The following is a 13,513-nucleotide window of genomic DNA, read 5'->3' as shown; positions in this document are numbered from 1 at the left end:
GGGTGCTCGGCGCGCTCCCGGCGCCGGTGTCCACCTGTGCGGCCGCGCCGCCGCGGGCCAGGCCCGCCCTGACCGAGCAGACCGGCCAGGCGCCCGGCCCCTGCGAGGCCAGCACCCGCTCGGCGACCGCGATCTGCTGGTCCTTGCTCGCCTGGTCGGCCCGCGCGGCGTACGCGGTGCCGCCGTAGGCGGACCAGGTCGAGGAGGTGAACTGCAGGCCGCCGTAGAACCCGTTGCCGGTGTTGATCGACCAGTTGTTGGTGCTCTCGCAGGTGGCGACCTTGTCCCAGACCGAGACCGGGGCGGCGTGCGCGCCGGTGGCGGCGAGCAGCGGCATCGCCAGGCCCGCGCCGGCCACGCCGGCGACGGCGACGGCCCTCTCTGCGGTACTGCGACGGCGGTGACGGCCGGTGCCAGAGAACAGCATGGTGGTGTCCCTCTCCGCACGCCTGCGAGGTGAGCTGTCGGGTTCGGACCGGTGAGGATGGCCCGGCCGGCACCGTGAACTCCGGTGCGCGGCTTCACCCCTAGCCGTCGGGGACGGCGGTGGAACCGTGGGTCCCCCGCCCCTGCCCAAGGGTCTTCTCGGTGTCCCGGCCGCGCGGTGGGCAGGGTTGGGCGTTACCGCGCTCGGGGTTCGCTGCCGCGAACTGCAGGGAGGGTAGGCAGATGGACAGATCAATCACAAGCTCATATCGCTGACATCACAGGAGAATTACGGACCGTCATGGAATGCCCACCGCCTGACCAGGTATTTTCGGTCTGAGACGCATTCAGATCAATGCTGAACGAGTCACCCCGACACGCCGTCAACCGGGACTGACGGATGATCCGGAGCGGGTGATTCCGGCGTGAAGGCGACCGGCAACTCCCGCAGTCCGCGCATGATCAACCCGCCCCGCCAGCGCAACTCGGCCGGGTCGGCCGCCGGCTGGAGGTCCGGCAGCCGGGTCAGCAGGGTGGCCAGGGCGCGTTGCCCCTCCAGCCGGGCCAGCGGGGCGCCGATGCAGTAGTGGATGCCGTGACCGAAGCCCAGGTGCTGGTTGTCCGCCCGGGCGAGGTCCAGGGTGTCGGGGCCGGCGAACCGGTCCGGGTCCCGGTCCGCCGCGGCCAGCACCACCAGCACCGGGTCGCCGACCGGGATCACCGCCCCGCCGATGGTCAGCTCACTGGTGGCGAACCGCCAGGTGGCCAGTTCCACCGGCCCGTCGTAGCGCAGCAGCTCCTCCACCGCGGTGGCCAGCAGCGCCGTCTCGCCCGCCGCCAGCGAGGCCTGCAGCTCGGCGCGCTGGACCGGGTGATTCATCAGCGTGTACATGCCATTGCCGATCAGGTTGACCGTGGTCTCGAAGCCGGCGAACAGCAGGATGAACGCCATCGCCGCCGCCTCGTTCTCGGTCAGGTGCTCGCCGTGGTCGCCGGCCCGGATCAGCCCGGAGATCAGGTCCTCGCCGAGGTCGCCGCGCTTGCGGTGGATCAGCTCCAGCAGGTAGGCGCGCATCTTCTTGACCGCCCGGGCCACCCCGCCCCGCGGACCGCCGCCGTGGCGGATCATCATCCCGGCCCAGTCGCGGAAGTCGTCCTGGTCCTCGGCGGGCACCCCGAGCAGGTCGCAGATCGCGTAGATCGGCAGCGGGAAGGCGAACTCGTGGATCAGGTCGGCGGTGCCCCGGGTGGCGAAGGAGTCGATCAGCCGGTCGGTCAGCCGCTGCACCTGCGGCTCGAACGCGGCCACCCGGCGCGGGGTGAAGGCCTTGGAGACCAGCCGGCGCAGCCGGGTGTGGTCCGGCGGGTCGATGTTCAGCAGATGGGTCATCAGGTCGGCCTGCCGCTCCCCCGGGATCCCGACCCGCCCGGTCCGGTGCGCCTGCTCGCTGTGGTGCGCCGGGTTCTTGGAGAGCCGGGCGTCGGCCAGGGCCTGGCGGGCGTCGGCGTACCGGGTCACCAGCCAGGCCTCCACCCCGCTGGGCAGCGTGGTGCGGTGCACCGGGGCGTGCTCGCGCAGCCAGGCGTAGGCGGGGTACGGGTCGGCGGCGAACTCCCAGGTGAACAGGGGCGGCATCGCGGGGGTGGCGGGCTGGTCCGGCATGCCTGCGACGTTATCCCCTCGTTCAGGGGAGTGAGTCTGCTCACCTGGGGGGTAATCCCTGTTGCGGAGGGTCAGGAGGCGCCTACGATCCTCCGATACGTGATGTGGACGCCGGTGCGGTGCCGTCCACAGGGAGGAGCAGGACATGCGAGTAGCCGGGGCAGTGGTGGTCATCGCCGTGCTCGACGGCGGCGACGGGGACGGGCCGGCCCGCCGGTTCGCCGCGGCCGGCGCGACGGGGCTGCTCATCGCCGATCCGCGGCCCGGGGTGGCCGAGGACCTGGCCGCCGTGCTCGACCGGACCGGCTGCCCGGTGGTCGGGGTCAGCTCCGACATCCACCAGCCCAGCGACATCGCCGCGCTGGTGGACACGGCCGAGAAGCACCTGGGCCGGATCGACCTGTTCTGCGTGGCCGGACCCGACGGCGAGCGGATCGTCACCCTGGCCGACCTGCCCGGCGACCTGGACCGGCTGGCCGAGCTGCTCGACCCGCTGAGCGAGGCGATCGGCGAGGTGCTGCCGGCCCAGCGCGCGGCGGTGCGCAGCTCGGCGCTGCGCTAGGACCGGGGCAGCAGGGCGCGGAAGGCAGCAGGGCGACGCCTAGCGCGCCCGGTCCTCGTCCAGCCCCTCCGCGGCGCGGACGGCCCGGCGGTAGCCGCGGGCGGCCGCGCGCAGCGCCGCGTCCGGGTCCACCCCCGCGTCGTGGGCGCGCTGGACCACGGCCAGCAGCAGCTCCCCCGCGCTCTCCTCGGTCAGCCGCCCGGGCAGCACGTAGGGCGCGTCCGGGACCTTGTCGAACTCCGCCCGGCGCACCCGGGAGACCAGCTTGGCGGCGTAGGCCAGCGCCGGCAGCCCGCTCGGCACGCCGTCCAGCACCGACTCCCGGTCCTGCTTCTCGGCCGCCTTGAGCGTCTCCCAGTTGGCCTCCACCTGGTCGGTGGTGGCCGCGTCGGAGTCGGCGAAGACGTGCGGGTGGCGGTAGACCAGCTTGTCCACGATGTCCCCGGCGACCTCGTCGACGGAGAACGGGTCCTCGGGGTGCTCCTCGGCGATCCGCGCGTGGAAGAAGACCTGGAGCAGCACGTCGCCGAGCTCCTCGCGCAGCGTCGGGCGGTCGCCCTCCTCGATCGCCTCGACCAGCTCGTAGGCCTCCTCCACCAGGTACTTCACCAGCGAGGCGTGGGTCTGCTCGGCGTCCCAGGGGCAGCCGCCGGGCGAGCGCAGCCGGTCCATCACCGCGACCAGGTCGAGCAGCCGGGCGCCGGGCACGTCGTAGGAGCCGGGCAGCAGCTCGATCTCCGGGGCCCGGCCGGCCTCCTCCACCGCGATCCGGGCCAGCGCGTCGGTCAGCCCCGGGTCGCCGTCCGAGCCGGCCAGGAAGACCAGCGGCGCCCGCTCGACCAGCAGCCGGGCCAAGGCCGGCGCGCTCGCCGGCTCGACCCGCTCCACCCGGATCCCGGCCCGCTCCAGGGCGGGCAGCTGGGGGTGGGTCGCCTCGGCCGTCAGCACCAGCGGCGCCTGCCGCAGGGCCTCCCAGGCGGGCCAGCTGAGCAGCCCCGGGGCGATCCGGTGGGTGGTGGTCAACAGGGTGAGCTTCGCGGTGGTCTCCACCCCTCGAACCTACCGCGCGGGGTCAGGCGGCCGCGCCGGTGGCGGGCAGCCAGGAGTCGGCGGGGCCGTCGAGCACCGACTGCTGCGGGTCCCAGACCCCGTAGCGGGGGTTGACCGCGATCCGCAGCTCGGTGGAGGCCTGCGCCAGCAGCTGATGGACCGTCCGGTTCCCCTCGGTGGTGCCCAGTTGCTGACCGCTCTGCTCGGCCAGCTTGCGCAGGCCCACCTGCTCGGCGCAGTACCGGTCGATCTCCCCGGCCGGCACCGCGTGCTTGAGCAGCAGCATCTGGGCCAGCGCCGGCTCGCCGCCCCAGGTGCGGGCCTGGTCGGCCCGGTAGGCGGCCACCTCGGCCGGCGAGACCGCGAGGCCGTGCCCGGCCATCGCGTGCTCGGCGACCTGGTCGAAGACCATCGCCGCGACCGTGGTGCCGACCAGGCCGGCCTGCTCCTGGTACTGCCCGGTCGGCAGCTCGGCCGCCTGGGCCCGGAACTCGGTCACCCGGGCCTGCACCTGCTGCTCGGTGATCCGGTCGCCGCCCACCAGCGCGGCGGTCCCGGGCGAGCCGCCGCCCCGGGCCCCGCAGCCGGCGAGCGCGAGGGCGGCGAGCGCGGTGCCGGCGATCCGGCGGGCGGTGGTGCGGCGGTTCACCCGGGCCTCCCGTACGTGCTGACGGCCTGCCGGCGGCCGGGCCTGGGACGAGCCTAGGGAGCCGCCGCCCGCGACGGCCGGCTGCCACACCCGCCCTCACCCCAACGGAGGATGCCGGTGACCGTCGGTCAGGGGCGGCGGGCCAGGTGGACCACGTCGGGGACGCCCCGGCTGACCGGGATCTCCAGCGTGTGCACCTCGGCGAAGCCGGCCGTCCGCAACGCCTCCTCGAAGGCCGGCGAGGGCTGGGCGCTCCAGACCGCCAGGATCCCGCCCGGGTTGAGGCGGGCCCGGGCGGCGGCCAGGCCGGCCGGGCCGTAGAGCGCGTCGTTGGCGTCGCTGACGGTCCAGTCGGGGCCGTTGTCGATGTCCAGGCAGAGCGCGTCGTACCGGTCCCGGGTGTCGGCCAGGTGGGCGACCAGGTCCGTGTGCAGCACCTCCACCCGCGGGTCGGCCAGCGCCGCGGCGGAGATCGCGCCGAGCGGGCCGGTGCGGTGCCAGTCGATGATCGCGCCCTCCCGCTCGGCCACCGCGATCCGGCCCCAGCGCGGGTCGGCCGCCGCGTGCGCCAGCGAGAAGCCGACCCCGAGGCCGCCGATCAGCACGGCCGGGGCGTCGGCCGACAGCCGCTCCAGCGCCGCGTCGATCAGCAGCCGCTCGGAGCGGCCGTCGTGGGTGTCCATCAGGAAGCACCCGTTGGCGATGATCTCCAGCAGCCCGCCGCGCCGGCGCAGCACCACCTCGCCGTACGGGCCCTCGCGCCGGTCGACCACCTCGGCGGGTACCGAGTGGTCGCGGACGGGCAGTCCGGTCGTCACGCCCTCTCCTCCCTCGTTCACTTCCGCCCCGCCGCCAGTTCCTCGAACATGCTGGTCAGGAAGGTCCCGGACCAGGCCAGCAGCTCACGGCCGACCACCGGCTTGCCGCCGATCCGGGCCGTGCTGGGCCGCGGCACCAGCACCTGCCGGGTGGCCGCCTTCACCTGGCTGCGCGGGTAGAGCCGGTTCAGCCGCAGGCTCTGCGACTCGCGCAGCTCGACCGGGCCGAACCGCACGAAGGTGCCCTGCAGGGTGATGTCCGCGACCCCGCAGCGCCGTGCGTACAGCCGCAGCGCGGCCACCAGCAGCAGGTTCTCCACCGGCTCCGGCAGCTTTCCGTAACGGTCCGTCAGCTCGGCCCGGACCTGCTCGATGTCCTCCTCCGAGTTGACCGCGGCGATCGAGCGGTAGGCCTGCAGCCGCAGCCGCTCGCCCGGGGCGTAGTCGTGCGGCACGTGGGCGTCCACCGGCAGCTCGATCTTCACCTCCAGCGGCTCCTCCTCCACCGGGCCGCCGGCCTCCAGCGACTCGCGGAACTCGGCCACCGCCTCGCCCACCATCCGCATGTAGAGGTCGAAGCCGACCCCGGCGATGTGCCCGGACTGCTCACCGCCCAGCAGGTTGCCGGCGCCGCGGATCTCCAGGTCCTTCATCGCCACGTACATGCCCGCACCCATCTCGGTGTGCTGGGCGATGGTGGCCAGGCGCTCGTGCGCGGTCTCGGTGAGCGGCTTCTCCGGCGGGTAGAGCATGTAGGCGTAACCGCGCTCGCGGCCGCGGCCGACCCGGCCGCGCAGCTGGTGCAGCTGGGACAGGCCGAAGGTGTCGCCGCGCTCCACGATCAGGGTGTTGGCGTTGGAGATGTCGATCCCGGACTCCACGATCGTGGTGGAGACCAGCACGTCGAACTCCTTCTCCCAGAAGTCGACCACCACCTTCTCCAGCTGGGTCTCCCCCATCTGGCCGTGCGCGGTGGCGACCCGGGCCTCGGGCACCAGGTCCTTCAGCCGGGCGGCCGCCTTGTCGATCGACTCCACCCGGTTGTGGATGTAGAAGACCTGTCCCTCGCGCAGCAGTTCGCGCCGGATCGCGGCCGAGATCTGCTTCTCGTCGTACGGGCCGACGAAGGTCAGCACCGGGTGCCGCTCCTCCGGCGGGGTGGTGATGGTGGACATCTCGCGGATGCCGGTGACCGCCATCTCCAGGGTGCGCGGGATCGGGGTCGCGGACATGGTCAGCACGTCCACGTTGGCCCGCAGCTTCTTCAGCTGCTCCTTGTGCTCGACGCCGAACCGCTGCTCCTCGTCGACGATCACCAGGCCCAGGTCCTTGAACCTGGTCTCCGAGGAGAACAGCCGGTGGGTGCCGATGACCACGTCCACCGAGCCGTCGAACAGGCCCTCCAGCACGGCCTTCGCCTCGCTGTCGGTCTGGAACCGGGAGAGCGCCTTCACCACCACCGGGAAGTTGGCGTACCGCTCGGCGAAGGTGGAGAAGTGCTGCTGCACCAGCAGCGTGGTGGGCACCAGCACCGCCACCTGCTTGCCGTCCTGCACCGCCTTGAACGCGGCCCGGACCGCGATCTCGGTCTTGCCGTAGCCGACGTCGCCGCAGATCAGCCGGTCCATCGGGACCGACTTCTCCATGTCCGACTTCACCTCGGCGATGGTGGTGAGCTGGTCCGGCGTCTCCGCGTACGGGAAGGCGTCCTCCAACTCCCGCTGCCAGGGGGTGTCCTGGCCGAAGGCGTGGCCGGGCGCGGCCATCCGGGCGCTGTACAGCTTGATCAGGTCGGCCGCGATCTCCTTGACCGCCTTCTTGGCCCGCTGCTTGGTCTTCGCCCAGTCCGCGCCGCCGAGCCGGTGCAGCGTCGGGGCCTCGCCGCCGACGTACTTGGTCACCTGGTCCAGCTGGTCGGTCGGCACGAAGAGCCGGTCGCCGGGGTGGCCGCGCTTGGCCGGCGCGTACTCCAGCACCAGGTACTCGCGGGTCGCGCCCTGCACGGTGCGCTGCACCATCTCGACGTAGCGGCCGACCCCGTGCGCCTCGTGCACCACGTAGTCGCCGGCCACCAGGGCGAGCGGGTCGATCGCGTTGCGCCGCCGGGACGGCATCCGGCGCATGTCCTTGGTGGAGGAGCGCTGGCCCGACAGGTCGGTCTCGGTGATCACCGTGAGCTTGAGCGCCTCGTCCACGAAGCCGTGCTCGATCGAGCCGCAGCTGACGTAGACCACGTCCCGGGTGGGCGCCTCGGCCAGGTCGGCGAGCAGCCGGGCCGGGATGCCCTCGTTGGAGAGCACCTCGGCCAGCCGGGAGGCCGGGCCCTGCCCCTCGGTCACCATGACGACCCGCCAGTCGGCGGCCAGTCGCTCCTTGGCGTCCGCGATGGCCCGCGCGGTGTCGCCGCGGTAGGCCTCCACCGCGTGCATGCCCAGGGTCAGGGTGTTGGTGTCGAACTCGAGCACCGCCGAGAGCTCGGAGTCGCTGGTGGCGAACGGGCTCACCGACCACCAGGGCAGGCCGATCCGCCGGGCGTGCTCGCGCACCTCGGCCAGCGAGCGCAGCGAGGCCGCCGACACGTCGATCTGCTCCACGTCGATCGGCCGGTCGCCGCCGGCCGCCGCGGCCACCCAGGAGGCGTGCAGGAACTCCTGACTGGTCGCCACCAGGTCGGCCGCCCGGGTGCGCACCCGCTCGGGGTCGCAGACCACGGTCACCGAGCCGGCCGGCAGCACGTCCAGCAGCAGCTCCATGTCGTCCACCAGCACCGGGGCCAGCGACTCCATGCCCTCGACCGCGATCCCCTGGGCGATCTTGTCGAGGATCTCGGCCAGCTCCGGGTGCTGCTCGGCCAGCTCGGCGGCCCGCGCCCGGACCGTGTCGGTCAGCAGCAGCTCGCGGCAGGGCGGCGCCCACAGGCCGTGCTCGGCGATCTCCAGCGAGCGCTGGTCGGCCACCTTGAAGTAGCGGACCTCCTCGATCTCGTCGCCCCAGAACTCCACCCGCAGCGGGTGCTCCTCGGTGGGCGGGAAGACGTCCAGGATGCCGCCGCGGACGGCGAACTCGCCGCGCTTCTCGACCAGCTCGACCCGGGCGTAGGCGTCCGCGGCCAGTCGGCGGGCCACCGCCTCCAGGTCGTGCGACTCGCCGCGCTGCAGCGCCACCGGCTCCAGCTCGGCCAGCCCCTTGACCTGCGGCTGCAGCACCGACCGGACCGGCGCCACGACGACCTGCACCGGCCCGACCACCGCGTCGGACTCCGGGTGCACGATCCGGCGCAGCACCGCGAGCCGGCGCCCGACGGTGTCCGAGCGCGGCGAGAGCCGCTCGTGCGGCAGCGTCTCCCAGGCCGGGAACTCGGCCACCGAGTCCGGCGGCAGCAGCGAGCGCAGGCTGGCGGCCAGGTCCTCGGCCTCCCGCCCGGTGGCGGTCACGGCCAGCACCGGACGGCCGGTGCTCCCGGCGCCGGCGGCCAGCGAGCGGGCCAGCGCCGCGATCACGAACGGCCGGGCGGCAGGCGGACCGACCACGTCCAGTTGCGGGCGGTGGCCGCCGGACGCCGCCTCGATCGCCTCGGCGAGGGCGGGGTCGCGGACCACGACATCGAGCAAACCGGTCAGGCTCATGCGATCTTCTTCGTCCCGTTGCGTCGCGGCGGAGCCCGGAGGCCGCAGTCGCTCCTGCGCCCGGGCAGCTTGAAGGGCCCGGCACGTGGCGCACGGGGGCCGGGTCAGGGCTCCAGAGTACGCCGCACGGCAGTCGCTGACGCGGCCAGCCACGGTCCACCGGGGCGCCGCACCGCCGGGCGGGGCCGGACCGGAGCCGCGCCGGGGCCGCCGCCATGCCCATGACCTGCGGTTCGGACGGGAGGGTCGATTGTCAAGAAGTGGACATACTCCTGTCACTGTCCGTCCATGGACGGCGCGCACCATGGTTCTCGTGCCCGCCGCTCCAACCGTGGGGGATGGACTGGCGGGACGAGCGCACCTCGATGGGGGTCGGGGTGCGAGGCCGGGCGACCCTGGGTGGGGGCGCCCGCCCGAGCGTCGGGAGTCGTGGCGCCCTGTCCTGGAGGGCGCCACGGGTCCTGGCCCTTTTGCGTTCCCGTCCTCTTTCCGGTGATCTTTGCGCCCGCCGTGCCGCGCGCGCGGCTCGGCCGCCGCCCCGCTCCCTACGCTGGCGGCCATGCGTGTCGTCATCACCGGACAGGGCTATGTCGGACTCCCGCTCGCGGTACGGGCCGCCGAGGTCGGCCACCGGGTGGTCGGCTACGACGTGGACCGGCAGCGGATCGCGTCCCTCGCCGCCGGCCGCTCCTACGTCGAGGACATCCCGGACCGGCGGCTGCGGCCGCTGCTGGCGAGCGGCGCCTACCGGCCCACCGCCGACCCCGCCGAGGTGGCCGGCTTCGACGTCGCGGTGATCACCGTGCCCACCCCGCTGCGCGACGGGGTGCCCGACCTCTCCTACATCGAGGCCTCCGCCGAGCTGCTGTCCGGCGCGCTGCGCCCGGGCGCCCTGGTGGTGCTGGAGTCGACCACCTACCCCGGCACCACCGAGGAACTGCTGGCGCCGGCGCTGGAGAAGGGCTCGGGGCTGCGCGCCGGGGTCGACTTCCACCTCGGCTACAGCCCCGAGCGGATCGACCCGGGCAACCGCGAGTGGCGGCTGGAGAACACCCCCAAGGTGGTCTCCGGGACCGACCCGGCCGCGCTGGCGGCGGTGGACGGCTTCTACCGGCAGCTGGTGGAGCGGACCGTGCCGGTCTCCTCGTGCAAGGAGGCGGAGCTGACCAAGCTGCTGGAGAACACCTTCCGGCACGTCAACATCGCGCTGGTCAACGAGCTGGCGATGTTCGCCCACGACCTGGGGATCGACGTCTGGGAGGCGATCGACGCGGCGGCGACCAAGCCGTTCGGCTTCCTGCGGTTCAACCCCGGACCGGGCGTGGGCGGGCACTGCCTGCCGATCGACCCGTCCTTCCTGTCCTGGCGGGTGGAGCGGGCGCTCGGCCGCTCGTTCCGGTTCGTCGAGCTGGCCAACGACGTCAACAGCCACATGCCCGACTACGTGGTGCGGCGGCTGACCGGCGCGCTCAACGAGCGGCACCTGGCGGTCAAGGGCTCGCGGATCCTGCTGCTCGGCCTGGCGTACAAGAAGAACACCGGGGACGCCCGGGAGACCCCGGCCGCCCGGGTGGCCGACCTGCTCGCCCGGCTCGGCGCCGAGGTGCGGGCCGCCGACCCGCACGTGCTGGCCGGGGTGCACCTGCCGGGCCAGCGGTCCGGGCCGCTCAGCCAGGTCCGCCGGGTCGCCGCGAGCCCCGAGGAGCTCGCGGCGGCGGACGCCGTGGTGCTGCTGGCCGACCACGACGACTTCGACTACGCGGCGGTGACCGCGCACGCCCGGTACGTGCTGGACTGCCGCAACCGGCTCAGCGGGGCGCGGGTGGAAGCCCTCTGAGCACGGGTCAGGTGCGGCGGCGGCCCACCGTGTTGGGCAGCGTGTCCAGGGTGGTGCCGTCGTCGATGATGACGATCTTGGGGATGACCGCGGTCTCCGCCTCCGCCCCCGCCGGCGCCGCCGCGTCCTGCGGCCGTGCCGGGGCGGCGTCCTGCGGCGCCGCGGGCGGGTCCTGCGGCTTCGCGGGCGGCTCCTGCGGCTTCGCGGGTGCGGCGGACGGCGGCGGGGTGGCCGGGCGGGGCGGGATCGGGGGCTGGCCCGCACCGGCCGCGCGCAGCGCCGTACGCGGGTCCACCGGGCCGGTGGGGGCGGCCGGGCGGGCGGTCTCGCGCAGGTCGGCCGGCAGGCGGAGCACGGCGGTGGGCTCGTCGCCGGTGGTGGCGGGGGCCGCCGCGGCGTCCGGCTCCGACGCGGCGGGCGCCGCGGGATCCCGCGGCGGGGCGTCCTGCGGCGGGGCGGCCTCCTGCCCGGCCGGAGCCGGGGCGGCCTCCTGATGCGCGGCCGGAGCCGGGGCGGCCGGCTGCTGCCCGGCCGGGGCCGGCGGGGGCGTCAGGGCCGCCGGCGGTGCCTCGCCGGGCTCGATCATGCCGACCGCCTTGCCGGTGAGCGAGGCCAGCGTGCCCTTGATGTGGTCCAGGTGGGTCTGCACCGTGGACAGCCGCTTGTCGAACTCGGCCCGCTCCTCGGCGCTGGCGGTGCCGATCCGCTCGGCCTCCCGGCGGGCCCGCTCGACCTGCTGGTCGGCCTGCGCCTGCGCGTCCACCTCGATCTGCTTGATCAGCCCCAGGGTGGTCTCCCGGTGCTGCTCCGCCTCCTTGAGCCGGCGCTCGGCGACGGTGGAGAGCTTGGTGTCCTCCGCCTGGGCGGCGGCCTCGTCGGCGGCGAACCGCTCGTCCGCGTCGCGGCGCAGCTCGGCCAGCTTGGCCTCGGCGCGCTCACCGGCCTCGGCGGCGCGCACCCGGACGGCGGCGGCCTCCGCGGTGGCGCCGTCACGGATCGCGCGGGCGTCCCGGTCGGCCTCGCCGCGCAGCTTCTCGGCCTCGGCGCGGGTGCGCTCGTCGGTGCGGCGGGCGGCCTGGTCGGCGTCGGCACGGGTGGTCGCGGCGTACTCGGCGGCCTTCCCCTGCAGCTCCTGGCCGGCCTGGTAGGTCTCGTCCCGGGTGTCCTCGGCGAACCGCTCGGCCTTGTCGCGGATCTGCCGGGCCTCGTTGTCGGCGATCGCCATCAGGTCGCCGGCCTGCTCACTGAGCGTGGCGTAGTCCGGCTCGGGGGCCTCGGCGGCGGCCTGCTTGGCGTTGGCCAGCGCGATCTCCAGGTCCCGCACCTGGGCGCCGAGCCGGCTCAGCCGCTGCCAGGCCTCGTCCCGCTGGGCGGTCAGCGCGGCGAGCGCGTGGTCCACCTGTTCGGGCGCGTAGCCGCGGCGGGCGCTGGTGAAGCCGTAGGAGGGGATCGCGTCGCTCATACGCCGGCCTCGCTCCGTTCGGTGCTGTGCTTCATTCGCTCGCTCACGTCCTAGTCCCCTCGGTTTCGGGCCGGCCGGGTACCTGTTCCTCTTGACCTATTTTGCGCAGATCATCTGGAAAGCCAAAGGAAGCGACACTGCCGCCCGGACCCACCGGGGGTGGGTCCGGGCCGCACGAGCTACAGCAGGCCGTCCCAGAACTGCTCCAGGAGGATCGCCCACCAGGTGTCCGGCGTCTGGAGGGCGGCCGGGTCCAGCGCGATCAGCTCGGCCTGGAAGTCCGTGGTCCAGCGACCGGCCTGATCGGGGGTCAGGCCGTGGCGCAACGGCCACATCCGACCGAGCAGGGCGAGCGACCGGACGAACTCCGGCACACCGCTGTTGACGAACCGGGGCGGCTCCCCGGTTCCTTCGAGATCCACCGCGACCACCGCGGCCGTGCCGTACTGCACACAGAGTTGCCGACCGTAGTCGTTGCCCAGCACCAGGTAGCCGCCCGCGTCCGGGGCGGCCTGGCGGCCGCGCTCGGCGGCCAGCTCGGCCAGCGTCGGGATCGGCCGGTTCTCGGGCGCGTGCGCCCAGAAGAACGGGCCGAAGTTGGTCGGCAGGCCGGCCCAGACCAGGGTGTGCGCCACGATCTCCGGCACGCCCTGGCGGGACACTGCGCGCTGCTCGTAGCGGAACACCGCCGGGCCGAAGCACTGGCCCAGCTCGGCGGCCAGCTGCTGCGGCGGGACCGGCGGACGCGGCGGCACCGTGCCCGGGGCCGGCAGCGGGGCCCGGACCGGGCGCGGCCGACGCGGGCCGGCGGCCAGCTGGTGCAGCTCGTCCAGGTGGTTGAGCAGGTTGGCCATGCCCTGCTGGCGGGCCGGCAGGTCGCGGCCGTACCCGGCGGTGTGGCTGACCCGCACGTTCGGCCAGGAGTTCTTGATCAGCCGGTGGCAGTAGCCGCCGGGCAGGTCGCAGGACTCCAGTTCGGTGTGCAGCTCCAGCACCTGCTCGGCCGGCACGTTCAGCCGGCGCAGCTCCTGCAGGATCCGCCACTCCGGGTGCGGGGTGCCGGGCTCGCTGCGGAACATCACCTTCTGCTCGGAGCCGTCCGGGGCGCGGTAGCTGAGCACCGCCAGGTAGCCGGGGCCGATCGTCGGCACGCCGGGCGGGACCGGCGCACCCTGCGGGGGCAGGCCGGGCACGGGGGCGGCGGCACCCGGCACCGCGGCGCCCGGCTGGCCCGGGGTCGGGGCCGGCCCGGGGAAGCCGTAGCCGCCGACCGGCGGCGCGGCCAGCTGGGTGGGCGCCTGGGCCTGCGCGGCGCCCGCCCGCGGCGGCAACACCGCCTTGCTGGTGGCGGCGTCGGCCAGGTCGGCCGCACCGGCCGAGGGTGCGGCCGGCGCCGCCGGGGCGGCCGGCTGGCCCGCGC

General features: G+C 74.5%; 10 protein-coding genes and 1 riboswitch. Of the genes, 2 read left to right on the top strand and 8 right to left on the bottom strand.

The features are described from left to right. Together ACFW1A_RS29900 and ACFW1A_RS29895 are read right to left on the bottom strand one after the other, a co-directional pair. Positions 1–427 (bottom strand): transglycosylase family protein (locus tag ACFW1A_RS29900; protein ID WP_380414162.1); only part of this gene is annotated, 427 nt, incomplete at its 3' end. A 5-nt stretch (positions 428–432) separates the two neighbouring features. Next, a riboswitch (cyclic di-AMP (ydaO/yuaA leader) is annotated at positions 433–592 on the bottom strand. Between the two features lie 201 nt (positions 593–793). Then, positions 794–2,089, bottom strand: coding sequence for a cytochrome P450 (locus tag ACFW1A_RS29895; protein WP_380414160.1), 1,296 nt, complete (start codon positions 2,087–2,089; stop codon positions 794–796). Positions 2,090–2,234: 145 nt separating this feature from the next. On the opposite strand from ACFW1A_RS29895, the gene ACFW1A_RS29890 reads away from it, so the two are divergent. After that, complete coding sequence (locus ACFW1A_RS29890; RefSeq protein WP_380414158.1) at positions 2,235–2,651, top strand: SDR family oxidoreductase; 417 nt, start codon at positions 2,235–2,237, stop codon at positions 2,649–2,651. 39 nt (positions 2,652–2,690) lie between these two features. On the opposite strand, the gene ACFW1A_RS29885 is transcribed toward ACFW1A_RS29890, so the two are convergent. The 4 genes from ACFW1A_RS29885 to mfd form a co-directional block, all read right to left on the bottom strand. After that, positions 2,691–3,701, bottom strand: a complete 1,011-nt coding sequence (locus ACFW1A_RS29885; RefSeq protein ID WP_380414155.1) for a MazG family protein — start codon at positions 3,699–3,701, stop codon at positions 2,691–2,693. Between the two features lie 22 nt (positions 3,702–3,723). Beyond that, entirely contained in the window at positions 3,724–4,350 is a 627-nt protein-coding gene (locus ACFW1A_RS29880) for a SurA N-terminal domain-containing protein (RefSeq protein WP_380414153.1), read from the bottom strand. 128 nt (positions 4,351–4,478) lie between these two features. Further along, complete coding sequence (locus ACFW1A_RS29875) at positions 4,479–5,156, bottom strand: spermidine synthase (RefSeq protein WP_380414164.1); 678 nt, start codon at positions 5,154–5,156, stop codon at positions 4,479–4,481. A 29-nt stretch (positions 5,157–5,185) separates the two neighbouring features. Beyond that, the gene (mfd, locus tag ACFW1A_RS29870; RefSeq protein WP_380414151.1) at positions 5,186–8,794 is read right to left on the bottom strand and encodes a transcription-repair coupling factor; all 3,609 of its coding nucleotides are present in this window, start codon (positions 8,792–8,794) and stop codon (positions 5,186–5,188) included. A 559-nt stretch (positions 8,795–9,353) separates the two neighbouring features. Here mfd and ACFW1A_RS29865 point away from each other — a divergent pair. Beyond that, positions 9,354–10,631: a nucleotide sugar dehydrogenase gene (locus ACFW1A_RS29865; RefSeq protein WP_380414148.1), complete on the top strand. Its 1,278-nt coding sequence runs from the start codon at positions 9,354–9,356 to the stop codon at positions 10,629–10,631. 7 nt (positions 10,632–10,638) lie between these two features. On the opposite strand, the gene ACFW1A_RS29860 is transcribed toward ACFW1A_RS29865, so the two are convergent. Together ACFW1A_RS29860 and ACFW1A_RS29855 are read right to left on the bottom strand one after the other, a co-directional pair. Then, positions 10,639–12,093, bottom strand: coding sequence for a hypothetical protein (locus ACFW1A_RS29860; protein WP_380414146.1), 1,455 nt, complete (start codon positions 12,091–12,093; stop codon positions 10,639–10,641). A gap of 179 nt (positions 12,094–12,272) precedes the next feature. Continuing rightward, positions 12,273–13,513 (bottom strand): SUKH-4 family immunity protein (locus ACFW1A_RS29855; protein WP_380414144.1); only part of this gene is annotated, 1,241 nt, incomplete at its 5' end.

It is taken from the genome of Kitasatospora sp. NPDC058965, assembly GCF_042741245.1.
GTDB lineage: Bacteria > Actinomycetota > Actinomycetes > Streptomycetales > Streptomycetaceae > Kitasatospora.
Note: the sequence above shows the minus strand (reverse complement) of the source record. Positions and strands in the feature narration are given on the sequence as shown.

Excerpts from the sequence above, each read along its gene's own strand:
- mfd (WP_380414151.1), bottom strand. The coding sequence starts at position 8,794 with ATGAGCCTGACCGGTTTGCTCGATGTCGTGGTCCGCGACCCCGCCCTC.
- ACFW1A_RS29860 (WP_380414146.1), bottom strand. The coding sequence starts at position 12,093 with ATGAGCGACGCGATCCCCTCCTACGGCTTCACCAGCGCCCGCCGCGGC.
- ACFW1A_RS29895 (WP_380414160.1), bottom strand. The coding sequence starts at position 2,089 with ATGCCGGACCAGCCCGCCACCCCCGCGATGCCGCCCCTGTTCACCTGG.
- ACFW1A_RS29890 (WP_380414158.1), top strand. The coding sequence starts at position 2,235 with ATGCGAGTAGCCGGGGCAGTGGTGGTCATCGCCGTGCTCGACGGCGGC.
- ACFW1A_RS29865 (WP_380414148.1), top strand. The coding sequence starts at position 9,354 with ATGCGTGTCGTCATCACCGGACAGGGCTATGTCGGACTCCCGCTCGCG.